This is a genomic window from Shewanella morhuae (genome assembly GCF_003028295.1).
In the GTDB taxonomy this organism is placed as follows: domain Bacteria; phylum Pseudomonadota; class Gammaproteobacteria; order Enterobacterales; family Shewanellaceae; genus Shewanella; species Shewanella morhuae.
On sequence record NZ_PYSG01000002.1, the window covers coordinates 455,507 to 480,243 of the forward strand.

Below are 24,737 nucleotides of genomic sequence, written 5' to 3' on the forward strand. Positions count from 1 at the left end.
TTGGATAATTAAAACGCGTAACTCACACTAGCAAGCACTGTATCCGAGGTTTTGTATACACCATCAGAGACCTTTTGGTCACCGCTAAGATCAGTGCCTAACCAAGCTAAAGAAAGTCCAAAGCCTGCTAGTTCAGTCGATACACCAACAGAGTAGTCTGAGTAACTATCAAAACCTTCACCGTCATCTAACGCTTCGCCAGCATTATAACCGTAGTGCAGATCGAGGCTCCAGTTCTCAACAAATCCATAAGAGTAGTTAAGTTCGGTGTAGTGATAGTCTAAATCAGTGCCGCTGTAGTCATTGGTGAACCAATAGGCAACGCGAAAGCCTTTATAATCCATGCCCGCAGTAACTTCAAAGTAGCCTATATCGCTCTCACCGGAATAGTTATAACGGTTAAGAGTAATATCGTAGGTCAGCTCTTCATTGATTTCGCCGCCATAAGCAACATAGAAATCGTATTCGATAGCTGGGCCGTTATAACCTGGCTCATCAAAATCGACGTTACTTGCCCAAGCACCAACAGAGAAACCCGAGTCGAAGCTCCAATCGATACCCCCTTGCAGGGCTGGGTCGCCTGCTGTTTGTGATATGCCGCGGAAACGATAATCGTTAGTCACACCAATTTCCCCAGTCACTTCGGCGGCGGCAATGCCGGAGAATAGGGTGGTGGTTAGCGCGAGCCCAACCAGCTGTGCCAGCCGTTTTTTATTCAGATTGTTATGCACGGTATTTCTCCCATTTTCTTTATGGACTCGGACGTGTTACTGGCGGCCAAGGTGAGTTAATGGCGTCAATACATCCGTTTATTTGCCAAACAACAGCTTAGGGAAACCCATTGCTGCGACCTCATGGCGAGTATCGCTAAGATAACTTAGCCGTTCTACTGAGACTGACATCAGCCTCGTTGATCTCACTTTTGCTCAAAAATAACGTAAATCTTACGACATGGCTCCACGACTTCCCAAATACCTTCAAATCCTGCCGGTATAATAAACCTATCCCCCACAGTGAAAGTCTGTGATTGACCCTGAAGATCAGTAATAACACTTATCCCTTCGAGGATTTCGCAGTACTCGTATTCAGTATAGTTTATTTTCCAAGCCCCTGATTCGCTTTGCCAAACTCCACTGTGAAATTGATCGCAAGGGCTAGAATAATGATTCTCTAACCCTTGAGTTGGGTTACCCGCTAACAACTTTTCTGCTGGTAGCTGGTAACTTTCGACGGCCGTTTGTGCCGTGGCAAAGCGAATAATGGCGTTAATGCTCACCGTCATGTGTGATTTCCTTATTAAACAGGCATTGGGCTATTTCATCGTTGGCATAACAAACTCAGTTTGAATCTGTTTACCTACGGGCCAGCGCGCAGTAATGGCTTTACGTTTAGTGTAAAAACGCACGCCATCGGGGCCATGCATATGCAGCGGTCCAAACAGTGAACGTTTCCAACCACCAAAACTGTGGAATGCCATCGGCACCGGAATTGGTACGTTCACTCCAACCATACCAACTTGCACGTGGTGGCAAAAATGCCTTGCCGCTTCACCACTTTGGGTAAAAATGGCCGTGCCATTACCAAATTCATGTTGGTTAATCAGCTCAAGTGCGGTCGGGTAATCTTTTACGCGCATAATGGCGAGCACTGGGCCAAAGATTTCTTCACGATAAATGCTCATCTCTGGCGTGACGTGATCGAACAAACAGGCACCGAGGAAATAGCCCTGTTGATGGCTGGCAACACTCAACTTACGGCCATCGACCAGCAATGCTGCGCCTTCTTGCACGCCTGCTTCAACATATTGGGTTACTTTGGCAAGATGTTGTTTTGAGATAAGTGGGCCCATTTCTATTTCTGGCGTCAGGCCGTTGCCGACTTTTAAGCTTTGGATTTGCGGTAGCAGTTTTTCCACTAACGCATCGCCCACATCACTTACTGCTAGTACGACTGAAATCGCCATGCAACGCTCGCCCGCACTGCCGTAAGCTGCGCCCATTAAGGCGCTCACGGCTTGATCTAAATCTGCATCAGGCATGAGTAGCATATGGTTTTTTGCGCCGCCCAAGGCTTGCACGCGTTTGCCATATTTAGAGGCGGTGCTGTAGATGTATTCGGCTACTGGAGTTGAGCCAACAAAGCTTATCGCTTGCACATCTTTATGGGTGAGTAAGCTATCAACGGCTTCTTTATCGCCGTTAATCACGTTAAACACGCCATCGGGAAGGCCCGCTTCTTTAAGTAACTGCGCAATACGCATCACCGCGCTCGGGTCTTTTTCCGAGGGTTTCATAATAAAGGTGTTACCGCAGGCAATTGCGATTGGGAACATCCACATGGGAACCATCACCGGAAAGTTAAAGGGCGCTATGCCTGCGACAACACCTAAAGCTTGATTCACTGACCAAGAATCTACGCCGCCACCCACTTGTTGGGTGTGCTCGCCTTTAAGTAAGTGCGGAATACCACAGGCAAACTCGACGACTTCGAGACCGCGAATGATCTCGCCCTTTGCATCATCCAACACTTTGCCGTGCTCGCGGGTGATAAGCTGTGCCATTTCATCCATGTGCAGCTCTACTAAGGCTTTAAATTTAAATAGCACGCGGGCACGGTTCAGTGGTGTCACCTGCGACCACGTCTCAAAGGCGGTTTTAGCGATAGCGATAGCTTCACCGACTTCCGCTTCGCTGGCGAGCGAGACTTGGCTACTATGTTCGCCAGTGGCGGGGTCAAAAATATCTTGGACTCTTGAGCTGGCTGGCGTGTGCTGACCGTTAACAAAATGAGTGATCGTGTGCATAGTAAACCTTTGATAATCGCTGTTGTAGCGCAGTGTTAAATGTAAAAGTGAAATAAGAGGTTGGCTTTATTATCCAACAGCATTAATCGCATCGCTTAGGCTGTTAACCATTTGGTCAATCTCGCGTTTATCGACAATCAGTGGCGGCGATATAGCAATAATATCGCCCGTGGCTCGCACCAATGTGCCGTGGCGGAAGCAATGCTCAAACACGCCGTAGCCACGTTTGCCCGCGCCTTGAGCGTTAGGTGCAAATTGAATCCCAGCGACTAAGCCAGTGTTGCGAATATCAATCACATTCGGCAAGCCTTTGAGACTGTGCACTGCGTCCTCGAAGTAGTGCTCAAGCTCAAGACTGCGCTCAAATAATTGCTCATTCTCATAAATTGATAGGGTGGCAAGCGCCGCGGCCGCCGCAACAGGGTGGCCGGAATAGGTATAGCCGTGGAAAAACTCAATCAGTTCAGCGGGGCCTTGCATACAAGTGTCGTGGATAAAATCTTGCACAAACACCGCCCCCATTGGGATAGCGCCGTTATTGATGGCTTTAGCTGTGGTGATCATATCTGGGATCACGCCCCAACGTTGACTCGCAAAGGCGGCGCCAACACGGCCAAAAGCGGTAATGACTTCATCAAAAATCAGCAGGATGCCGTGTTTTTTAGTGATTTCACGCAGACGTTTTAAGTAACCTTGAGGCGGTAATATTACCCCAGCAGAACCCGACATAGGCTCAACGATCACAGCGGCAATATTCTCGGCGCCATGTAAGGTTACAAGCTGTTCTAATACCTCGGCTTTTTCCGCGCCAAGGTGTGAGAGTCCACGGGTAAATGCTGCATTTTGGATATCTAAGGTGTGCGGTAAGTGATCAATGCCTTGCAACAATTGGCCGTTAAAGGCTTTGCGGTTATTACTTAACCCACCGACAGAGATGCCGCCAAAACCCACACCGTGATAACCCATTTCACGGCCGATAAAGCGAGTGCGTGAAGCTTGACCATTCGCTCTGTGATAGCACAGCGCCATCTTAAGTGCTGTATCGACCGACTCAGAACCTGAGTTAGTAAAAAAGACTTTATTTAATCCTTCTGGACTTAGTTCAACTAAACGCTCAGCGAGTTCAAAGGCAATAGGATGACCCATTTGGAAGGAGGGCGCGTAGTCCATCTCGTGTATTTGTTTGCTGACTGCTTCGCTGATTTCTTTGCGACCATGGCCCGCGTTACAGCACCATAAACCGGCAGTGGCATCTAATATCTTATTGCCATCAATATCCTTGTAATACATGCCTTCTGCTTTGGCGAGTAACCGCGGGTTGGCTTTAAATTGGCGGTTGGCAGTAAAAGGCATCCATAGGGCTTCAAGTGAGGGCATCTCTTGTGAAGACTTGCTGGAAAAATCATTTGAGGAATTGAGTGGCAAATCGGCCATAGTGTTTACCTTTTCCTGTACTTTTTAGGTCTGGCTTTTGAGTGGCTATTATTTGCTATGCTATGTCAGAAATAATGAACATGGAATAGTCGTGTGCAGTTATTTGTAGCTAAAATGCTATTTTTGTAAAAAATATTGAATTTTATTGCTCAAACAGCGTAACCTGAAGCCAGAAATTATGCCTGCGATGCTGTTTCGCATTTGCAATTCGTCTGTCACAGATGGCTATTTTTTGTCGATAAACGATAAACCACACTTATACGAACTATTAAGGGGTCATCATGAACACACCAAAGAAACGTAGCGAATGGGAAACTCTTGCTGCCAGTCTGTCTATTAATGGCAAGGCTTTTATCAATGGCGAATACCAAGATGCCGTTTCGGGTAGCACCTTTGATTGTATTAGTCCTATTGATGGCCGCTTGTTGGTAAAAGTGGCGAGTTGCGATGTTGACGATGCCAACCTTGCGGTTGCCAATGGCCGCAGCGTATTTGAGTCGGGTGCTTGGTCGCAGCAATCTCCTGTGCAGCGCAAAAAGGTCATGATACGTTTTGCCGAGTTACTCGAAGAAAATGCCAATGAACTTGCCCTGTTAGAAACCCTCGACATGGGTAAACCGATTCGTTTCTCTAAGGCGGTGGATGTGGTGGGTGCTGCCCGTGCCATTCGCTGGTCGGGCGAGGCGATAGATAAAATTTACGATGAACTCGCGCCAACCGCCCACAATGAAATCGGCATGATTACCCGTGAGCCGGTGGGAGTTGTGGCAGCGATTGTGCCGTGGAACTTCCCTATGCTGATGGCCTGCTGGAAATTAGGGCCTGCGCTAGCCACGGGTAACAGTGTGGTGTTAAAACCCTCTGAAAAATCACCTTTAACGGCTATTCGTATGGCGCAACTCGCCATAGAAGCAGGCATGCCTAAAGGCGTATTAAACGTGCTGCCAGGATTTGGCCATACCGTGGGTAAAGCCTTAGCCCTGCATATGGACGTGGATACGCTGGTGTTCACAGGTTCGACAAAAATTGCTAAGCAATTAATGATTTACGCAGGCGAGTCGAACATGAAACGCGTGTGGTTAGAGGCGGGAGGCAAGAGCCCTAATATTGTCTTTAATGACGCGCCAGATCTGAAAGCCGCCGCCGTTGCCGCCGCTGAAGCGATTGCCTTTAACCAAGGTGAAGTCTGCACCGCAGGTTCGCGTTTGCTGGTGGAATCAGGGGTAAAAGATGAGCTTATTGCGCTTATTGCAGAGGAACTAGCATCATGGCATCCGGGTCATCCACTCGATCCTGCCACAGTGAGCGGCGCCGTTGTCGATAAACAACAGTTAGACACTGTGCTTAGTTACATCAAAGCGGGTAAAGATGAAGGCGCAACTCTAGTCTACGGTGGCAGCCAAGTTATGGCCGACACGGGCGGCGTGTATGTGCAGCCAACGGTATTCTCTAATGTAAATAATCAGATGAAAATTGCTAGTGAAGAGATTTTTGGCCCTGTGTTATCTGTGATTGAATTTAATGGTATGGAAGAGGCGATAGCCATTGCCAACGATACTATTTACGGTTTAGCCGCAGGTGTGTGGACCTCAAATATCAGTAAGGCCCATAAAACCGCCAAAGCCCTGCGCTCTGGCATGGTGTGGATCAACCATTACGATGGCGGCGATATGACAGCGCCGTTCGGTGGCTATAAACAGTCAGGTAATGGCCGAGATAAATCTCTGCATTCCTTCGACAAATACACTGAACTGAAAGCGACTTGGATCGTGCTATAAGCGGACTATTTTTATAACTGCTCTTTTTTGTCTATATTTTTTGTCTATATAGAAGAAGGAGCCGCTTTCGCTCAATACTAAAACCTCTTTTCATATTACATGGAAAGAGGTTTTTATTTTTAGGACGGTTTTGCCCCAAGCAAGACAGTTGAGTTACATGTATTACGCATTAATTGCCATTGTTTCCCAGTGACACGCCACCTCTTTGTTTAACAAAAAACGCCCTTGAGGGCTCAACTAACACATATATGTTTTAGAAGGTCACTGGTGCAACAATGCCAATCCTCACTAACCATCTTGCTGTTCGTCCAGCTAAAAAGCTTTTGCCCCAAAGCTTGCTAGCAATCATTTAGTGAATCCAAAACTGACGAATGAATTGCCCTACAAAATCTCACCTATGTGCCTAATGTTTGGCTCTATCGTAAAGCGACTAACAATGCATGGATATACAGTCGTATTTAAATGCAGATGCTTTTGAGTGTTTTTAAACTGATTAGCTTGCGCGTTTTTCCCGTCTAAAATTAACAAAACCCTTTAAAATCATTTTGATACACTTCATTCAAATTAGTTAATAGGTTTGGGAAACGCGCATGCGCGTTTTTCTAGGTGGTGTATTTGATGTAAAGCTGATAACTTCTTTGCATACAGGTAGTTAACTGTGCGCGTTTTTACTGGTCTAATGAGATAAACGCGCATGCGCACGAATAAAATGTTAACTTACAAGGAATCAAATGGATATATTTACGCAAATTGTAGTGACAATTGGGAGAGTAGGTCCCAATGGTGTGTCTATGTTGGGTACTGGCTTTTTTGTTAGAAACTCAGGAGTTATCGCGACCCCCAGACATGTCGTTGGAGACAGTGATAATGGCTTAGTGATTTTATTACCTCATATTAACAGTTTTTCTCAGTATCAAGATACTGGTGATAACAGCTGCCAAATGTCATCAGCAACAATTGTTGAAAGCGACCCAATTCGAGATATTGCGTTGTTACAAACAAATGGGTTGGAGTTTCATGGAGCGTTACCTCAAATTGGTAATTTCGATGATGTTGGCGTTGGTCAGCCTATACACATATATGGTTACCCACACTGCCCACAAGGGCGAAGAGTTTTAACCTACCAAAGTGCTGACATCGGATCTAAGGTGTTACTTGAATCAAATGGTATCAAGAGCAAATATGCCGTTATTAATACTCAGTCAAGACCTGGCCAATCAGGTTCTTTGATATTCTGCCCTCGAAATAAAAAAATCGTAGGAATGCTCAATGGAGCTTATGTACCAGAAGGTGGTGGTATATCCTTAGGGGGAATAAACCCACATGAGCTAAATCAAACAACTCAGTGTATTTCAGCACATTACATTGGAGATATGCTTTGATGATTATTGATAACTCTTCATTAGACGAATGGCTAGCGCCATTAAAAAAGTACCAACAAGATACATTTAAACAATTAGTTGATGAGCATGGAGTCGAAGAGGCTGCAAAACTTTGGTTATCAGCCCAAGGACCTAAATCAACGGTCGGCTTTGGTGGCGCATCTAACCCTCAACCCTTCCATGATAGGTTTATGGAAGAGTTTCGAAAGTTTATATGTGGTGATCCTATTTACGATGATGTACGCCAAAAATTAGGTGTTGAATCCCCTATAGTAAAGGGCGTATGCATTAGTATTATATCTACAGCTCTCGGAGCGGCTATTGGATTTACAGCTACTCTTTTAGCGCCAGCTGTAGCCGCAATGCTATATTTGGTGGGGAAAATGGGTATTAACGCGTGGTGTGAAGTAAGTTAACAAAGCCTTTAAGTCTGATTCGCAAACGCGTGCCGATTCCGCTTTGCTTCATTTTGGCACGCGTTTACTCACAGCTTAAGGCGGCGTTATCTCCATAGAAATTTGAATCCGAAACTGACGAGTTAGAGCAAAGGAGCTATCACGCTTTTGTCCAAAAGTGAGCCAGTGAATCACTCTACACCAGACTGATTCACCCAAGCCCCTAAAACCCGCTCTAAAGCCCCATTTCCGGCTATTCTGGGGCGGTTTTTTCCCTTAAGATGAATCAAATCTCTAGAGAACTGATTCATGTCCCTGTTATTCCTATTCCGACTGGTTATATCGTTCATTGATTGGTTTGTAGCCAAACGAAGCATTACTAATAGAATAGCTAATCCGAATCTGGCTAATAAGAGTGAATTATCTAACAAGGTTTTGTCCCAAAGCGTGCTGCGTAAGACCTTTAAATCTACAGGTTCATGGTGATTGGCGAGACGACCGTCCGCCCCATGGCCGCTCTTTGGCGTCCATGCCATCGCGGCATTTGTGAATCTTTTCACATCAGATGGGGCGGCCCTGCATCCAAGGGAGGACTTGCTGCGTGTCGGTGAGTGAACACCATGGCTTATCCATCAGTAGGGGCAGCATTTAAGTTACCCAACAAGTTATTTAGCCGTACTAGGCCTCTATTTCTAGCGCTATTCTGTCTGTTTTTAAGTCAGTATGTCAGCAACCTTTTACTTCAAACCGAGAGTATTCACCTGTAAATACGTGATATTAGCGTGTAACTGCTGTAGCCTTGTGGGGGTTTCTGATGCCTTGCACTGATTTTTTTAGGATCAAGCCCTGAGCTTTTGTTATCCAAGGGTTCCTCATTATTTTCCCCTTAATTTTTGCTGAGCAGATTGCTCTCTAGCAATAAATTCACTTATTAGAGAAGGTGTCATGTGAACACACTTAAAAACCAAATTATGCGTTCTACTTTTATCAAATTATCTGTACTGGCACTGTTAAGCTTTTTGGCGGGTTGCTCTTCAATGCCGACAGGTGAAAATGGTAACTGGGTGGGATTCACTGAGTCTGGCAAAGCTTCTTTTTATGGCGATAAACATCAAAATAAAAAAACGGCGAGCGGCGCACGTTATAAACACACATTAAAAACGGCAGCCCATAAAAAGTTACCCTTTGGTTCGAGTGTTAAGGTGACTAACGTCGATAATGGCAAAAGTGTCATTGTAAAAATTAACGATAGAGGGCCTTTCGTGCGTGGCCGTATTATTGATCTATCAAAATCGGCATTTAGTAGCATAGGTAACACTTCTTCAGGTTTAATTGATGTGAAAATAGAAGTCATTAAATAGCGGCTAGCTTAATAAAACGGTGCGATGTACTTTTAAGCATCGCCAAACGCGATTAATGCTTTTGTTGAATAGCTAAAGCCGACAACTTGTAAAGCCGATATTTGGGCTTTGCGGCATAGCATGAAAGACTCCCACTCGATCCATATAACAGTATAAGGATTTGCTATGGAATACCCACTTGTTAGTACGCAGTGGCTCGAAGCACACCTCACCGATCCCCATTTAGTGCTGCTCGATGCCAGTATGCAAACCGTTATTGGTAAAGAACCTCTAGTTTACGATGAGCCGATTTGTATAGCACGCTCACGTCGGTTCGACTTAGAAAATGTGTTTTGTGATAACACTTCAAGCCAAATTCATGCCTTGCCGACGCTTGACCAATTCACTCAAGGGATTGCACAACTTGGGATTGAGGCCGATAGCATTATTGTTATCTATGATAACCAAGGCATTTACTCTTCTCCGCGGGCTTGGTGGACTTTTAAAGTGATGGGTTTTAGTCAAGTTTATGTACTTGATGGTGGCTTGCCCCAATGGATTGAAGAAGACCGAATGACCTCATCGCGTTACCAAGATGAAGGTATCGATTATGGCCCTACGGATATCGATACTTTGGCTGATGTACTGCAATACCACACCGAGCGGGTGATGGACGCCGAGGCCGTTTTATCACGAATTGATGATACCAAAACCGCGATTATCGATGCCCGTGGCGCGCCACGCTTTTTAGGCCAAGTGAGTGAACCTCGCCCCGGTGTGCGCTCTGGGCATATTCCTCACTCGGTTAACTTACCCTTTGCTCAAGTGCTTGATGGTAATAAAATTAAATCTACCAGCCAGTTACAGGCCATCTATCAAGGGCTTGCAGCAAATAAGTCTGCACGGGTATTTAGCTGTGGTTCGGGGATCACTGCGTGTATTTTGATTTTAGCCTCGGTGGCGGCAGGGCATACTAATCCTATCCTCTATGACGGTTCATGGGCAGATTGGGGCGCTCGTAATGATCTGCCAATAGAGTGTTAATCAAGCGATACATAGATTAAGTCAGTGTCGCTTTGAGCGTTATGTAACTTATTTGTAGCAACCAAGGTGTCGTAACTCGATGTGCTTGTATTGCTTGGCTAAAGTTCTAAGGTGAAAGTATCAAGGAGAAAATCTTGATTGGCAGATTAATTGATAAGTTGGTATTTGGACTGATTCTAGTGATGGCCTTGCAGTTACCGCAATTGGCTGATCATTATCAGCAATTTTTATCAGGTCTTTATGAATCGACCCGATGGCAAGTAGAAGGCTATGAAGCAACCGCGAAACAATACCAATATGCGGATGCACAAGAGATGATTGCCCATCACCAAGTCAATCAGGAGCCCAGTGTACGCGCTGATGCTGAGCAAAAGTTGCAGACACTCGAACTTTACACTCAACTTGAGCAAGGTATGGGAATTTTCAAAACAGGTAATTTGTTTGAGAAAACCGTCTACATGTTTAATCCTGCTCGCTTTGATTATCTTGAAAAAACCCTCAGTAACTTTAAGCCAGGCATCCCTTTAACCGCCAGTGGTATTGGCTTTGGCGTTGTGGTGGCTTTAGTGGTGCATTATCTTGGCTCTATGCCTTTTATTCTGTGGGCAAGGCGTAAAAAGCGGCTGAGATTAAGCAGAGTGAAGTAATTTGCGTAGGTGAGTTGAGCTTTAGGTTTTAGCTGAGGTTGTCCCCTGTTGCAGCTAAATCACGCATGGTTAAAAGATTAATGCGTTAATGATTAGCGCTTAAATCACTAGCACTTAAATGACAAATCATGCTCAGCGGATAAGCTGTTCGCTGGGCATGATCTATTCGTAATTAAAACAAATCCTTAAACCTGTGATACAGCATGCCTGCCGCGAGCATAGGCGAGCGGAACGTCGGGCCGCCGGGAAAGGTCATGTGTTTGATTTTAGCGAACACATCGAAATGTCCCGCCTGCTGACAAATGGCTTCGGCAAGCAGTTTTGCCGCCATGTGGGTAGCATTTACGCCATGTCCTGCATAGGCTTGGGCGTAAAAAATATTATTAGCATCGGGCAGGCGACCAATTTGCGGCATACGGTTTGCGCCAATACCTATCATGCCGCCCCATTCATAATCGATGCGTATCCCTTTTAATTGTGGGAACACTTTCTCTAGATTCGGCCTAAGCGCCGCTTCAATATCCTTAGGAGCTTTACCCGAATAAGTGCAAAGGCCGCCAAACAGCAGCCGACGATCTGCGGATAGATGGTAGTAATCTAAGGCAATTCGCATATCGGCGAAGGCCATGTTCTGCGGGATAATACTGGCGCATTGATCTGCCGTTAAGGGCTCGGTCGCCAATAAATAACTGCCAGCGGGTAACACTTTGCCACCGATAAAGCTGTTAAGTTTGTGGCCGATATACGCATTGCCAGCAAGCACTAAGTATTGGCAAGTGACCTGACCTTTAGCGGTAATAACCTTAGGTTTAGCGCCATGAATGATTTTTTCAGCTTTGCTGTATTCAAATAACTGCGCGCCGAGATTACGGGCGACACGGGCTTCGCCAAGGGCAAGATTAAGCGGGTGTAAATGGCCGCTACCCATATCGACCAAGGCACCTTGATAAAAATCTGAACCAATCACTTCACCCAATTGCGATTTAGTGAGCAGCTTGATTTCTTGCTGATAACCCATGGCTTTAAGTGCAGTGAATTCTTCTTCAAGTTCATCCATGTGGCGAGGTTTTACTGCTAAGTCGCAGTAACCCATATGTAGATCGCAGTCTATTTGGTGTTCTTGTATGCGATTTCGCACAATTTCAACCGCTTCAAAGCCCATTTGTTGGATGGCTTGTACGCCTTCAATGCCGATTTCATTTTGAAATTGTGCGGGATCGTGGCCGATACCGCGAATGAGCTCGCCGCCATTGCGCCCCGATGCGCCCCAACCAATGCGCTTGGCTTCTAATAGCACGACACTCAGACCTCGTTGTGCGAGTTCTATAGCGGTATTTATACCGCTAAAGCCACCGCCCACTATGCATACATCGGCACTGATATTGCCTTCAAGTTGTGGGTGTGCGTAAATTTCTTTTGCAGTATCAACATAATAAGATTGTGGATACTGTTCACTGTGCACGGGCGGTTTACTTGCCATTATGGCTCCAAAATTTGTTTTTATTGTAAATTGGACTTGCCTCAGTATACTCATCACACTTTTAACATGATGTAAAAAAGTGTTCGTTTTATTTAACATGCTTTTTATGTAGAATACAATGAAAGCAGTAAAACACGCACTTTTAGGGCGAAAATACGTTCTGGATGGGGTTTATCCTGAACATGTTATTCGTCATCTATCGGGTTTGAACCGAGCGTTTAGGGGGATATGAAATTTGGATATTGGCGCCAGCCTTAAAACCATTCGAAAAATGAAAGGCTTATCTCAACGAGAGTTAGCCAAGCGTGCTGGTGTGACTAACAGCACCATTTCAATGATCGAAAAAAACAGTGTTAGCCCATCAGTTAGCTCTTTAAAAAAAGTGCTTTCAGGCATCCCTATGTCTTTAGTGGATTTTTTTTCAATTGAAACCTCAACGGATAGTGAACGCAAAGTTGTTTATCGGTCCGATGAGTTGCTCGATATCGGTACGGGACCTCTAGAATTTAAACTGATTGGCCGCGATTATCCAAACCGCGCTATGTCGGTAATGAATGAGATTTATCCACCCGGCTCAGACACGGGTGAAGAAATGCTAAAGCATGAAGGCGAAGAAGCTGCAATGGTGATCGAAGGTAAATTCGAACTTACTATCGGTGATGAGGTGTATATTTTAGAAGCAGGTGATAGTTATTACTTTAACAGTGAATTACCGCATCGATTCCGTAATCCCTTTGATGAACCTTGCCGTTTGGTGAGTGCGACTACGCCCGCAAACTTTTAACCAAGTTACTTACTTAGCTTATCATTCAATCTATTAGGCCACTTGTTCAGTAAAGGAGAGTGGCATAATGGCACTTAATCATTCTCACTCTGACGCCTCTAGTTCTGCTGTATTGCCTATTCTTGTTGTGTAAATAATATTAGTTCAAATTTGACGTTAATATGACTGTGTTCACTCGATATCAATCGATTTCAGACTGGCTAAATAGTTGCTGCAATCATAAAAATTAACATGTCACTTATATGATAAATATTTAACTATATGTTACTTATCCATATTTATAGATCTCACTCTTAACTGAGGTTAACAAATGTTTAACCTCTTGCCTCGTGTTAAATTTCGGTGTACTGTGTGAAAAAATGAACATTTGAAAGCAGAGTGTTCATTATGCTAGTAAAACGAATTCTAAAGGTGAGATATGTCAGCTGATTTGCCTCTTATTGGCGTTGTAGCATGTAATCGACAACTGGGATTGCACCCCTTTAATATCGTTGGTGAAAAATATCTTTTAGGCGTAGTGAATGGCGCAAAAGGTTGGCCGTTAGTGATCCCATCCTTAGGCGGTGATTTACCGATAAGCGCCATTTTGGCACGCCTTGATGGTATTTTGTTTACTGGCTCCCCTTCTAATGTAGAACCCCATCTTTATGCTGGTCAGCCGAGTGAGCTTGGCACACATCATGATCCCAAGCGTGACGCAACTGCGTTGCCGTTAATCCATGCAGCAATTGCTGCTGGGGTACCTGTATTAGGTATTTGCCGCGGTTTTCAAGAAATGAATGTGGCCTTTGGTGGCAGTTTGCACCAGAAATTATATGAGGTAGATGGCTTTATTGAACATCGAGAAGATAACACCGCATCCTTAGATGTGCAGTATGGGGTTTCTCACAGTATTACTGTTGAGCCTGGGGGGGTTATTCATGAGGCCTGGGGCCGCAACTCTGCAGAGGTTAATTCTTTGCATACTCAAGGCGTGGAGCGTCTGGGTGATGGGTTGCGGCCAGAAGCTTATGCTCCTGACGGATTAGTGGAGGCTTTCTCCGTGATCGGTACTAAAGAATTTGCCCTCGGTGTGCAATGGCATCCAGAGTGGAAGGTCAATGAAAATTCATTTTATCTTTCTATCTTTAATGCGTTCGGTGACGCCTGCCGACGTAGGGCTACAACTCGAGTGAAATAATAATGAATAAGCTTATCGCTTTTTTAAAAGAACGAAAAATCACAGAAGTCGAATGTGTTGTCTGCGACATGACGGGCATCGCCCGCGGAAAAATTGCACCAGTCGATAAATTTCTCGATGAGAAGGGCATGCGTTTACCTGAAAGCGTGTTGTTACAAACCGTGACTGGCGATTTTGTAAATGAAGAGATTTACTACAGTTTACTCGATGCTGCCGACATTGATTTTGTGTGTGTGCCAGATGAAAACGCTGTCTTTATGTTGCCTTGGACCATTGAAGCCACCGCGCAGGTGATCCATGATTGCTACGACAGAATGGGTAATCCGATTGAACTATCACCCCGTAACGTATTGAAAAAAGTATTGTCTCTCTATGACGAGCAGGGCTGGGAACCGGTCATTGCTCCCGAAATGGAATTTTATTTAACCCGCCGTAGCGACGACCACGATTTACCGCTTAAACCCCCAATTGGCCGTTCAGGCCGACCCGAAGCGGGCCGCCAGTCATTCTCAATTGATGCGGCTAACGAATACGATCCTATGTTTGAAGACATGTACGATTGGTGTGAACTTCAAGGTTTGGATATCGATACCTTAATCCATGAAGATGGCCCCGCGCAGATGGAGATCAACTTCAGCCATGGCAATGCATTGTCCCTTGCTGATCAAGTGTTTATCTTTAAGCGTACCCTGCGTGAAGCTGCATTAAAGCATAATGTTTGCGCCACTTTTATGGCAAAACCTGTAACGGACGAGCCAGGTAGTGCGATGCACATTCACCAGAGCGTAATTAATAAAGAGACAGGTAAAAATATTTTCACCAATGAAGATGGCACTAAGAGCTCATTATTCTTGGGATATATCGCTGGCCTGCAAAAGTTTATTCCCGAATTACTGCCACTTATGGCGCCCAATGCGAACTCTTTCCGCCGTTTCTTGCCCGGTACTTCAGCACCAGTAAACTTAGAGTGGGGTGATGAAAACCGTACCTGTGGTTTGCGCATTCCTGAGTCTTCGCCGCAAAATCGCCGTATCGAAAACCGTATTCCCGGTGCCGATGCTAATTGTTATTTAGCGATTGCTGCCAGCTTATTGTGTGGCTATATCGGCATGGTTGAAGAGTTAAAACCATCGACACCGGTGCAAGGTAAAGCTAATGAAAGTCGCAGCAATAATACCCATTGCCTACCTTTGACTCTAGAAGAAGCCTTGGCAGCGATGGAAGAAAGTGATGCTTGCAAGCAGTATTTAGGTGAAGCCTTTACCACAGGTTTTGTGGCGGTGAAACAGGCTGAGCTTGAAAACTTCCGCCGTGTTGTCAGTTCATGGGAACGTGAATTTCTACTGCTCACAGTGTGATGCTGTTACGTTAAGACTCTGCAATGTTTGCCCGCGTTAGCCTAAGACCGTTTCAAGTTAACGCGGGGACTTAAGCTTGAATATTTGCACTGTTATAGTAATGTTGCACCCTGTTGGTGCGATGTTGTTGTTAAATAATATAATGATTTTATAATGGTTTGCATAAAGCGTGTACTTCAACCGAGTGTTTAGATGGTTAGAGTAAGCTAATAGCCTTAATCGTGTTTATTGCTCTAATTATTTTTAGGTTTAAGTGTTTGTTTTTATTTGCTAATAATTTAATGTGGCAAGAGGTTTAATGATTAATTTAGTGCGGCTTGAGGCTTTTTAAAATATTGTCCTATGGCGATACTAACGATATTTAGTCTATTTTTTTGAGTATTAATGCAACATTTTATATTTCAATATTTGGCACAAAACCTGATACTTAACAAGTTGTAACAAGAGCGAAATCAGCATGATTATCATGTCGTAGTGACTGCCGATGCGGTTTTAAGGTGTAGCATTGGTCGAAAATAACAACAATATCCGGGCAGCCCGGTGACACAATGTCAGAATTGCTTAAGCAATTCTGCTACCCGAGAAAGGAGAAAGCATGAAGCTATTTAATAAAGTGACCACTCTCGCTTTGGTGACAGCGAGTGTAATGGCAAGCGCAGCAGTCCAAGCTGAACAAGTCGTACACATGTATAACTGGTCTGATTATATTGCAGAAGATACCTTAGATAATTTCAAGAAAGAAACGGGTATTAGAGTAGTTTACGATGTGTTTGATAGTAACGAGGTCGTCGAAACCAAGTTGCTCTCAGGCCGTAGTGGCTACGATATCGTTGTGCCTTCTAATCACTTTCTTGCTAAGCAAATTAAAGCGGGTGCCTTTAAAGAATTAGACCGTAGCAAATTAACTAATTTCAAAAATCTAAATCCGGCGTTGATGAAATTGCTTGAAAAAGCCGATCCCGGTAATAAATACTCGGTACCTTATTTATGGGGTACAAATGGAATTGGTTACAACATCGACAAAGTAAAAGCGGCTATTGGCGAGGATGCACCATTAGACTCAATGGAGCTGATCTTTAACCCTAAATATGCTGAAAAAATCTCGAAGTGTGGTTTTGCTATGCTGGACTCTGCCGATGATATGGTGCCTCAAGCATTGATTTATTTAGGTCTAGATCCTAACAGCGCTAATCCTAGCGATTATGAAAAGGCAGGTGAGTTACTTGAAAAAGTTCGTCCTTATGTGACTTACTTTCACTCATCACGCTATATTTCTGACTTAGCAAATGGCGATATCTGCGTTGCCTATGGTTTCTCTGGTGATGTGTTCCAAGCCAAAGCGCGCGCTGAAGAGGCGGGCAACGGCAATAAAATTGGTTACTCAATTCCCAAAGAAGGTGCAAACCTGTGGTTTGATATGTTAGCTATCCCTGCTGATTCAACTAACGTAGATAATGCCCATACACTGATTAACTATCTATTGCGCCCAGAAGTGATTGCGCCAATTTCTAACTTTGTCGCTTATGCTAATCCAAACGATCCTGCACAACCTTTGGTTGATGAAGCGATTCGTACCGATCCAGCTATTTACCCACCGCAAGATGTACTCGATAAACTCTATATTGGTGAAATCCGTCCTTTGAAAATCCAGCGCGTATTAAACCGTGTTTGGACCAAAGTGAAGTCAGGGCAATAGTTGATAAGGGGCAAGTTTAGCTTGCCCCTATTTTGCAAATTCACTCTATCCAACCCTATGCAGATTAATCCACGTATAGGATTTAACAGCGTTTTGTTACTCTATTTTTCATTCATTAATTGTGTTGAACCCAGAATTTGAGGATGTTAACGCCTCATTATAGGGTGGAGAAGTACTATGACAATCACCTCGGGCGTCACTAATAAACCGACAACAAAGACGCAAGATAAAGTGCTGCTCAAGATTGAGCGAGTTAGTAAATTATTTGATGATGTACGGGCTGTCGATGATGTGTCATTGACGATTAATAAAGGTGAGATTTTTGCCTTACTTGGCGGCTCAGGATCGGGCAAATCAACACTTTTACGTATGTTAGCTGGGTTTGAAAAGCCCACGTCTGGCCGCATTTTTCTCGATGGTGAAGATATTACCGATTTACCTCCTTATGAACGTCCCATCAATATGATGTTTCAATCCTACGCGCTGTTTCCTCATATGACAGTGGCGCAAAACATCGCCTTTGGTTTAAAACAAGACAAGCTACCTAAAGCAGAAATTGAGCAACGTGTGCAAGATATGCTCAGACTTGTACACATGGAACAATACGGTAAGCGTAAGCCGCATCAGCTATCTGGTGGTCAACGTCAACGTGTTGCGCTGGCGCGTTCATTGGCAAAACGGCCTAAATTATTATTACTCGATGAGCCTATGGGCGCATTGGATAAAAAGTTACGTACCCAAATGCAACTCGAAGTAGTTGAGATTCTTGAGCGTGTGGGTGTGACTTGTGTGATGGTGACTCACGATCAAGAAGAAGCCATGACCATGGCGGGACGAATTTCCATAATGAACGATGGTTGGATTGCCCAAACAGGTTCACCGATGGACATTTATGAAAGCCCAAACAGTCGCATGATTGCCGAGTTTATTGGTACCGTAAACTTATTTGCTGGCGCTATTGAAGTGGATGAAGCTGACCATTTGGTCATAAAACCTAATGAGTTAACACAGCATTTTTATGTTGGCTATGGGGTGTCAACTAACGTTGAAGATAAAAATGTTTGGTTAGCCGTACGCCCTGAAAAAACCATTATTAACCGTGAACAGCCAGAAGGCCCGTATAACTGGGCTAAGGGTGTTGTACACGATATCGCATATTTAGGCGGTATATCAGTCTATTACATTCGTTTAGAAAATGGCCAAATTGTACAGTGCAGTATGACAAACCGCGAACGCCGTGCCGATAATGCGACATGGGATGATGAAGTCTTTATCAGTTGGGAGGACACCAGCGGCGTGGTGTTGAGATCATGAAGATACCGACTCGATTAAAATGGTTAAAAGGCCGCATTTGGACCATAGGTATTCCTTATCTTTGGCTGTTATTATTTTTTGCTTTGCCATTTGCGATTGTACTCAAGCTGAGTTTTTCGACGGCGGCGATTTCGATTCCGCCCTATGAAGCGACTTTTCAGTATGCCGATAATGTCTTAAATATTTTTTTACATTTTGGTAATTATTTGATGTTGCTTGACGATTCGCTGTATTACATGGCCTATCTCAGCTCGCTTAAAATGGCATTTATCTCGACGATTGGTTGTTTGATTATTGGTTATCCCATGGCTTACGCCATAGCCCGTGCACCAGCGCGGCTACAAACCGTGTTACTGCTATTAGTTATGCTGCCTTCTTGGACCTCGTTCTTAATTCGTGTTTATGCTTGGATGGGAATTCTAAGTAATACTGGGATTATCAACAGCATGCTGATGTGGTTAGGTGTTATCTCTGAGCCACTACAGATTTTAAATACCAATGTGGCCGTATACATCGGCATTATCTACGCGTATTTACCCTTTATGATTTTGCCCCTGTACGCCACCTTAGTGAAACTTGATATGAGTTTGATTGAAGCGGCGTCAGACTTAGGCTCAAGCCGTATTAATACCTTCTGGAAAATTACCTTACCACTGTCAAAAAGCGGTGTTATTGCGGGTTCTATGTTGGTGTTTATTCCAGCGGTGGGAGAGTTTGTGATCCCCGAGCTGCTAGGCGGCCCAGATTCCCTAATGATTGGCCGAGTCCTATGGCAAGAATTCTTCAACAACCGTGATTGGCCAGTAGCATCATCGCTGGCGATTGTAATGCTCGGTTTATTAATTATTCCGATAACGCTATTTCATCGCTATCAGGCGCGTAGTTTGGAGAAAGACCTATGAAAAAATTAAGTTTTTCTTCCGTTATGCTGTGGTTTGGACTGCTGTTCCTATATGCCCCAATGTTGGTACTGGTGATTTACTCCTTTAACGACTCTAAATTAGTGACGGTATGGGGCGGTTTTTCACCTAAATGGTATGGTGAATTATTTGAGGATCAACAGATTTTAGATGCGGTATGGACCAGTCTACGAATTGCTTTTTATAGCTCAACCATGGCGGTTGTTATTGGTACTATGGCGGCATTTGTGATGACGCGCTTTAAGCGCTCGTGGGCTAAATTAACTCTATCGAACATGATTACCGCGCCGTTGGTTATGCCAGAGGTGATTACCGGTTTGTCATTGCTACTGCTGTTTGTGCACATGGCCGATTTATTCGGTTGGCCCAAAGAGCGCGGTATGTTGACAGTATGGATTGCGCATTCGACTTTCTGCGCGGCTTATGTCGCTGTGGTGGTTTCATCACGATTGCGTGAGCTTGATAGATCAATTGAAGAAGCCGCTATGGACTTAGGTGCAACGCCACTTAAAACCTTCTTTGTAATTACTGTGCCTATGATATCGCCCGCATTAATGGCGGGTTGGTTACTGTCTTTCAGTTTATCTTTAGATGATTTAGTGATTGCAAGTTTTGCCTCAGGCCCTGGTGCAACGACCTTACCTATGGTGGTGTTCTCATCGGTACGCATGGGTATTTCGCCTAAAATCAACGCACTAGCGACGCTGATTATTTTGAGTGTGTCTTTAATTGCCTTTCTTTCTTGGTATATGGCAAGGCGGGCAGAGAAACGCGACCGTATGCCGATTAACGAGTGACTTTAATAACAAAATGGCTTTGTGCTCGACAAAGCCATTTTTATTAGCTTATCAGCTGCTATTCACAACGTTATCCTACAAATGCTTCAAGCTTAATTTAATCACTGGTTTTGATAATATATCCCGTTTGAAATATCAAACAAAGTGTAAATTATTGTGCTTTTTTGGCTAGTGTTTCGTTTTGTGAGCGTGTAGGATGTGATGGCTGTTTAAAATAATGAACATTAGAATTCAAGGGAACAACATGTCTGCCATCGCTCACGCTGGATCATATTATGCGGCATCGGCCAACGATAAGGTTGAACGTCCGCGCCTACAGGAATCGATTGAAGCCGATGTGTGTGTGATTGGCGCGGGTTATACCGGACTTTCTGCCGCACTGCATTTATTAGAATCAGGCTTTAGTGTGGTGGTGTTAGAAGCTGCTCGTATTGGCTGGGGCGCTTCGGGGCGTAATGGTGGGCAAATCGTCAATAGTTTTAGCCGAGACATTGATACTATTGAAAAAACGGTTGGCAAAGAACAAGGTAAACTCTTTGGCCAAATGGCTTTTGAGGGCGGTCAAATCATCCGCGATCGTATTGCAAAGTACAACATTCAATGCGATCTAAAAGATGGCGGCGTATTTGCGGCTATGAACGAAAAGCAAATGGGCCATCTGCGTCATCAAAAGCAACTGTGGGAAAGCCACGGTCATGTTAATCAGCTTGAGCTTCTCGATACTAAAGGTATCCGTAGTGTGGTCAATACTGAACGCTATGTTGGTGGGCTACTCGATAAAAGCGGTGGCCATATTCATCCGCTTAACTTAGCGTTAGGTGAAGCGCGGGCGGTAGAATCCCTTGGTGGTAAGATTTTTGAAGACTCAGCAGTATTACGTGTTGATGAAGGCGACAGCCCCGTAGTGCATACGGCGCAGGGCAGTGTGAAAGCCAAGTTTGTGGTCGTGGCAGGTAATGCCTATTTAGGTAAGTTAATGCCGGAACTACAAGCTAAATCAATGCCTTGTGGTACACAGGTCATCACCACTGAACCTTTAGGTGATGATTTAGCCGCCAGTCTATTGCCACAGGATTACTGTGTTGAAGACTGTAACTATCTACTCGATTATTTTCGCTTATCTGGCGATAAACGTATGATTTACGGTGGTGGAGTGGTGTATGGCGCTCGTGATCCGGCGGATATCAAATCAATCATTATTCCGAATATGCTTAAAACCTTCCCACAATTAAAAGATGTAAAAATCGATTATGCGTGGACAGGTAACTTCTTACTGACATTATCACGCTTACCGCAGGTCGGTCGTATCGGTAAAAATATTTATTATTCACAGGGTTGTAGTGGCCATGGCGTCACCTACACCCATTTAGCGGGCAAGTTACTGGCCGAAATGCTCAATGGTCAAGCTACGCGTTTTGATGCCTTTGCCGCGCTCCCCCATTATCCTTTCCCCGGTGGTCACGCATTACGCGTCCCTTTTAGCGCTATTGGGGCTTGGTATTACACGTTAAGAGACAAACTAGGTCTCTAACATTACCACTTTTAAGAAGCAGCTAGGTTGCTTCACAATGCGAGGAAATCCTTGTGCAATTAAATGATCCGAGTTTGCTACGTCAACAGTCTTTTATTAATGGCCAATGGTGTGATGCCGTGTCTGGTGACACGCTAAAGGTGGTTAATCCCGCAACCAATGCCGTGATTGGGCATGTTCCCAATATGGGACAAGTTGAAACTGAAATGGCGATTAAGGCGGCGGAGGCGGCTTTACCTGCATGGCGAGCACTGACAGCCAAAGAGCGCGGCGCTAAGTTAAGGCGTTGGTTTGAATTACTCAATGAAAACAGTGATGACTTAGCATTGCTCATGACGACTGAGCAAGGTAAGCCACTAGCAGAAGCGAAAGGTGAAGTAACCTATGCTGCCTCGTTTATTGAGTGGTTTGCCGAAGAAGCGAAACGTATTTATGGCGATACCATTCCTGGGCATCAAGGTGATAAACGCTTGATTGTAATTAAGCAGCCTGTTGGTGTAACTGCTGCGATAACGCCGTGGAACTTTCCTGCCGCGATGATCACCCGCAAAGCGGCTCCTGCCTTAGCCGCGGGTTGTACTATGGTGGTAAAACCGGCGCACCAAACACCTTTTACCGCATTAGCGATGGCTGAACTCGCACAGCGTGCCGGTATTCCTGCCGGTGTATTTAGCGTATTAACCGGTGATGCGGTGCAAATTGGCAATGAAATGTGCAGCAACCCCATAGTGCGTAAGCTGTCTTTCACTGGCTCAACCAATATCGGTATTAAATTAATGGCGCAATGTGCGCCTACCTTAAAAAAACTGTCGTTAGAGCTTGGCGGTAATGCACCATTTATCGTGTTTAACGATGCCGATATCGATGCTGCCGTTGAAGGCGCCATGATCGCTAAGTACCGTAATGCCGGCCAAACCTGCGTCTGTGCTAACCGTATTTATGTGCAAGACGGCGTATACGATGAATTTGCTTTAAAACTCAGTGCTGCAGTGAGCAAACTTAAGGTTGGCGAGGGCATTAATGAGGGCGTGACTACCGGGCCGCTTATTAATGCTGCTGCAGTTGAAAAAGTGCAAAGCCATCTCATTGATGCCATTGCGAAAGGGGCTTCGGTACTCGCTGGTGGTAAGGTCCACGACCTTGGCGGTAATTTCTTTGAGCCAACGGTGCTCACAAACGTTGATAAAAGCATGCTAGTTGCCCGTGAAGAAACCTTTGGCCCACTCGCGCCGCTGTTTAAATTCAGCGATGTTGATGATGTGATTCAGCAAGCCAACGATACCGAATTTGGCCTTGCGGCCTATTTTTATGGCCGTGATATCTCGCTGGTGTGGAAAGTGGCTGAAGCCTTGGAATACGGCATGGTTGGGGTCAATACAGGTTTGATTTCGACTGAAGTGGCTCCCTTTGGCGGCATAAAATCCTCTGGGCTGGGCCGTGAAGGTTCTAAGTTTGGTATCGAAGAATATTTAGAAATGAAATACATTTGTATGTCCGTTTAATACGGCTGATTTGGCGAGTGAGGAACACTAAATGACTATAACCAATGATTCATTAATGGCACGTCGCCAAGCCGCTGTTGCGGGCGGCGTTGGGCAGATTCATCCCATTTTTACCGCGCGCGCTGAAAATGCCACTGTGTGGGATGTTGAAGGTCGTGAGTTTATCGATTTTGCCGGCGGTATTGCAGTGCTTAATACCGGTCATCTTCACCCCAAAGTAAAAGCGGCGGTTGCGGCGCAGCTGGATAATTTCTCCCACACTTGCTTTATGGTACTCGGTTATGAGAGCTATATCCAAGTGTGTGAAAAGCTCAATCAACTGGTGCCTGGGGATTTCGCCAAGAAGACGGCATTATTTACTAGCGGCTCTGAAGCGGTTGAAAACGCAGTTAAAGTGGCGCGAGCTTACACTAAACGTGCTGGCGTGATTGCGTTTACGTCTGGCTACCATGGTCGCACTATCGCGGCCTTAGCACTTACCGGCAAAGTTGCGCCTTACAGTAAAGGTATGGGGTTGATGTCGGCGAATGTGTTCCGCGCTGAGTTCCCGTGCGAGCTGCACGGCGTGTCCGATGACGATGCTATAGCTTCGATTGAACGCATCTTTAAAAATGATGCCGAGCCTAGTGATATTGCCGCGATTATTTTAGAACCTGTGCAGGGTGAGGGCGGTTTCTACGCTGCATCACCGGCCTTTATGCAGCGTTTGCGCGCACTGTGCGATCGTGAAGGTATTATGTTGATTGCCGATGAAGTGCAAACGGGCGCTGGCCGAACCGGCACTTTCTTTGCTATGGAGCAAATGGGCGTAAGTGCCGATATCACCACTTTTGCTAAATCAATTGCAGGTGGTTTCCCACTTTCAGGTATTACAGGCCGCGCACAAGTGATGGATGCGGTTGGCCCGGGTGGTCTTGGCGGTACATATGGTGGCAGTCCGTTAGCCTGCGCCGCGGCGCTCGCTGTCATTGAAGTATTTGAAGAAGAAAAACTATTAGAGCGTGCTAATGCTATCGGTGAGCGCATTAAGTCAGCATTAAATGTGATGCAAGTTGAGCATACGCAAATTGCCGATGTACGTGGTTTAGGCGCTATGATTGCCATCGAACTGATGGAAGATGGCAAGCCAGCGCCGCACTATTGCGCGCAAGTGTTAAGTGATGCCCGTGATCGTGGACTGATTTTATTATCTTGTGGCACTTACGGTAATGTACTGCGTATTTTGGTGCCATTAACTGCGCCGGAAGCACAAATTGATGCTGGCCTTGGTATTCTAAAAAACTGCTTTGATGCTGTGCTGAAAAGTTAATACGGTTTTGATATAAACCTTTTTAGATGACAGTTTTACATAA

General features: G+C 44.9%; 21 protein-coding genes. 16 read left to right on the forward strand and 5 right to left on the reverse strand.

Annotated features, from left to right (window positions below; all coding sequences use genetic code 11):
* Positions 1–8: 8 nt before the first annotated feature.
* The 4 genes from C9I43_RS02560 to aptA form a co-directional block, all read right to left on the reverse strand.
* Positions 9–731: a TorF family putative porin gene (locus tag C9I43_RS02560; protein WP_076497019.1), complete on the reverse strand. Its 723-nt coding sequence runs from the start codon at positions 729–731 to the stop codon at positions 9–11.
* Between the two features lie 185 nt (positions 732–916).
* A complete protein-coding gene (locus C9I43_RS02565) occupies positions 917–1,282 on the reverse strand; it encodes a cupin domain-containing protein (protein ID WP_076497018.1) in 366 nt (121 codons plus the stop codon).
* Between the two features lie 30 nt (positions 1,283–1,312).
* On the reverse strand, positions 1,313–2,803 hold the full coding sequence (locus C9I43_RS02570; protein WP_107881906.1) for a CoA-acylating methylmalonate-semialdehyde dehydrogenase: 1,491 nt from the start codon (positions 2,801–2,803) through the stop codon (positions 1,313–1,315).
* A gap of 69 nt (positions 2,804–2,872) precedes the next feature.
* Positions 2,873–4,237 carry an omega-aminotransferase AptA gene (gene aptA, locus C9I43_RS02575; RefSeq protein WP_107881908.1) on the reverse strand — a complete coding sequence of 455 codons (1,365 nt, stop codon included), beginning with the start codon at positions 4,235–4,237 and terminating at the stop codon, positions 2,873–2,875.
* Positions 4,238–4,518: 281 nt separating this feature from the next.
* On the opposite strand from aptA, the gene C9I43_RS02580 reads away from it, so the two are divergent.
* The 6 genes from C9I43_RS02580 to C9I43_RS02605 all read left to right on the forward strand — a co-directional run bounded on the left by C9I43_RS02580 (position 4,519) and on the right by C9I43_RS02605 (position 10,823).
* Positions 4,519–6,015, forward strand: a complete 1,497-nt coding sequence (locus C9I43_RS02580) for an aldehyde dehydrogenase (RefSeq protein ID WP_107881910.1) — start codon at positions 4,519–4,521, stop codon at positions 6,013–6,015.
* A gap of 731 nt (positions 6,016–6,746) precedes the next feature.
* Complete coding sequence (locus C9I43_RS02585; protein ID WP_107881913.1) at positions 6,747–7,397, forward strand: S1 family peptidase; 651 nt, start codon at positions 6,747–6,749, stop codon at positions 7,395–7,397.
* Entirely contained in the window at positions 7,394–7,813 is a 420-nt protein-coding gene (locus tag C9I43_RS02590) for a hypothetical protein (RefSeq protein ID WP_146157129.1), read from the forward strand. Before C9I43_RS02585 ends, C9I43_RS02590 begins: the two co-directional genes overlap by 4 nt.
* Before the next feature lie 926 nt (positions 7,814–8,739).
* Entirely contained in the window at positions 8,740–9,153 is a 414-nt protein-coding gene (locus tag C9I43_RS02595; RefSeq protein WP_107881917.1) for a septal ring lytic transglycosylase RlpA family protein, read from the forward strand.
* A gap of 165 nt (positions 9,154–9,318) precedes the next feature.
* On the forward strand, positions 9,319–10,176 hold the full coding sequence (locus C9I43_RS02600; protein ID WP_107881920.1) for a sulfurtransferase: 858 nt from the start codon (positions 9,319–9,321) through the stop codon (positions 10,174–10,176).
* A gap of 134 nt (positions 10,177–10,310) precedes the next feature.
* Complete coding sequence (locus C9I43_RS02605; protein ID WP_107881922.1) at positions 10,311–10,823, forward strand: DUF2937 family protein; 513 nt, start codon at positions 10,311–10,313, stop codon at positions 10,821–10,823.
* A gap of 172 nt (positions 10,824–10,995) precedes the next feature.
* On the opposite strand, the gene C9I43_RS02610 is transcribed toward C9I43_RS02605, so the two are convergent.
* Positions 10,996–12,303: an NAD(P)/FAD-dependent oxidoreductase gene (locus C9I43_RS02610; protein WP_107881924.1), complete on the reverse strand. Its 1,308-nt coding sequence runs from the start codon at positions 12,301–12,303 to the stop codon at positions 10,996–10,998.
* 235 nt (positions 12,304–12,538) lie between these two features.
* Here C9I43_RS02610 and C9I43_RS02615 point away from each other — a divergent pair, with 235 nt between their 5' ends.
* The 10 genes from C9I43_RS02615 to gabT all read left to right on the forward strand — a co-directional run bounded on the left by C9I43_RS02615 (position 12,539) and on the right by gabT (position 24,694).
* Positions 12,539–13,087, forward strand: coding sequence for a cupin domain-containing protein (locus C9I43_RS02615; protein ID WP_076497008.1), 549 nt, complete (start codon positions 12,539–12,541; stop codon positions 13,085–13,087).
* Positions 13,088–13,505: 418 nt separating this feature from the next.
* The gene (locus C9I43_RS02620) at positions 13,506–14,267 is read left to right on the forward strand and encodes a gamma-glutamyl-gamma-aminobutyrate hydrolase family protein (protein WP_076497007.1); all 762 of its coding nucleotides are present in this window, start codon (positions 13,506–13,508) and stop codon (positions 14,265–14,267) included.
* Positions 14,268–14,269: 2 nt separating this feature from the next.
* Positions 14,270–15,625: a glutamine synthetase family protein gene (locus C9I43_RS02625; protein ID WP_107881926.1), complete on the forward strand. Its 1,356-nt coding sequence runs from the start codon at positions 14,270–14,272 to the stop codon at positions 15,623–15,625.
* Between the two features lie 595 nt (positions 15,626–16,220).
* Positions 16,221–17,321 carry a polyamine ABC transporter substrate-binding protein gene (locus tag C9I43_RS02630; protein ID WP_107881928.1) on the forward strand — a complete coding sequence of 367 codons (1,101 nt, stop codon included), beginning with the start codon at positions 16,221–16,223 and terminating at the stop codon, positions 17,319–17,321.
* Between the two features lie 177 nt (positions 17,322–17,498).
* On the forward strand, positions 17,499–18,635 hold the full coding sequence (gene potA / locus C9I43_RS02635; protein WP_107881930.1) for a polyamine ABC transporter ATP-binding protein: 1,137 nt from the start codon (positions 17,499–17,501) through the stop codon (positions 18,633–18,635).
* On the forward strand, positions 18,632–19,537 hold the full coding sequence (locus tag C9I43_RS02640; RefSeq protein WP_107881932.1) for an ABC transporter permease subunit: 906 nt from the start codon (positions 18,632–18,634) through the stop codon (positions 19,535–19,537). Before potA ends, C9I43_RS02640 begins: the two co-directional genes overlap by 4 nt.
* Complete coding sequence (locus C9I43_RS02645) at positions 19,534–20,352, forward strand: ABC transporter permease subunit (protein ID WP_076497002.1); 819 nt, start codon at positions 19,534–19,536, stop codon at positions 20,350–20,352. The genes C9I43_RS02640 and C9I43_RS02645 overlap by 4 nt, the downstream gene beginning before the upstream one ends.
* 244 nt (positions 20,353–20,596) lie before the next feature.
* Complete coding sequence (locus C9I43_RS02650; RefSeq protein ID WP_107881934.1) at positions 20,597–21,883, forward strand: NAD(P)/FAD-dependent oxidoreductase; 1,287 nt, start codon at positions 20,597–20,599, stop codon at positions 21,881–21,883.
* A 53-nt stretch (positions 21,884–21,936) separates the two neighbouring features.
* The gene (gabD, locus tag C9I43_RS02655; RefSeq protein WP_107881936.1) at positions 21,937–23,385 is read left to right on the forward strand and encodes an NADP-dependent succinate-semialdehyde dehydrogenase; all 1,449 of its coding nucleotides are present in this window, start codon (positions 21,937–21,939) and stop codon (positions 23,383–23,385) included.
* Between the two features lie 31 nt (positions 23,386–23,416).
* Positions 23,417–24,694 (forward strand): 4-aminobutyrate--2-oxoglutarate transaminase, encoded by a 1,278-nt coding sequence (gene gabT, locus C9I43_RS02660; RefSeq protein ID WP_107881938.1) that lies wholly within the window; start codon positions 23,417–23,419, stop codon positions 24,692–24,694.
* The last annotated feature ends 43 nt before the right edge of the window (positions 24,695–24,737 follow it).

Excerpts from the sequence above, each read along its gene's own strand:
- C9I43_RS02565 (WP_076497018.1), bottom strand. The coding sequence starts at position 1,282 with ATGACGGTGAGCATTAACGCCATTATTCGCTTTGCCACGGCACAAACG.
- C9I43_RS02570 (WP_107881906.1), bottom strand. The coding sequence starts at position 2,803 with ATGCACACGATCACTCATTTTGTTAACGGTCAGCACACGCCAGCCAGC.
- aptA (WP_107881908.1), bottom strand. The coding sequence starts at position 4,237 with ATGGCCGATTTGCCACTCAATTCCTCAAATGATTTTTCCAGCAAGTCT.
- C9I43_RS02580 (WP_107881910.1), top strand. The coding sequence starts at position 4,519 with ATGAACACACCAAAGAAACGTAGCGAATGGGAAACTCTTGCTGCCAGT.
- C9I43_RS02585 (WP_107881913.1), top strand. The coding sequence starts at position 6,747 with ATGGATATATTTACGCAAATTGTAGTGACAATTGGGAGAGTAGGTCCC.
- C9I43_RS02600 (WP_107881920.1), top strand. The coding sequence starts at position 9,319 with ATGGAATACCCACTTGTTAGTACGCAGTGGCTCGAAGCACACCTCACC.
- C9I43_RS02610 (WP_107881924.1), bottom strand. The coding sequence starts at position 12,303 with ATGGCAAGTAAACCGCCCGTGCACAGTGAACAGTATCCACAATCTTAT.
- C9I43_RS02620 (WP_076497007.1), top strand. The coding sequence starts at position 13,506 with ATGTCAGCTGATTTGCCTCTTATTGGCGTTGTAGCATGTAATCGACAA.
- C9I43_RS02625 (WP_107881926.1), top strand. The coding sequence starts at position 14,270 with ATGAATAAGCTTATCGCTTTTTTAAAAGAACGAAAAATCACAGAAGTC.
- C9I43_RS02630 (WP_107881928.1), top strand. The coding sequence starts at position 16,221 with ATGAAGCTATTTAATAAAGTGACCACTCTCGCTTTGGTGACAGCGAGT.
- potA (WP_107881930.1), top strand. The coding sequence starts at position 17,499 with ATGACAATCACCTCGGGCGTCACTAATAAACCGACAACAAAGACGCAA.
- C9I43_RS02640 (WP_107881932.1), top strand. The coding sequence starts at position 18,632 with ATGAAGATACCGACTCGATTAAAATGGTTAAAAGGCCGCATTTGGACC.
- C9I43_RS02645 (WP_076497002.1), top strand. The coding sequence starts at position 19,534 with ATGAAAAAATTAAGTTTTTCTTCCGTTATGCTGTGGTTTGGACTGCTG.
- C9I43_RS02650 (WP_107881934.1), top strand. The coding sequence starts at position 20,597 with ATGTCTGCCATCGCTCACGCTGGATCATATTATGCGGCATCGGCCAAC.
- gabT (WP_107881938.1), top strand. The coding sequence starts at position 23,417 with ATGACTATAACCAATGATTCATTAATGGCACGTCGCCAAGCCGCTGTT.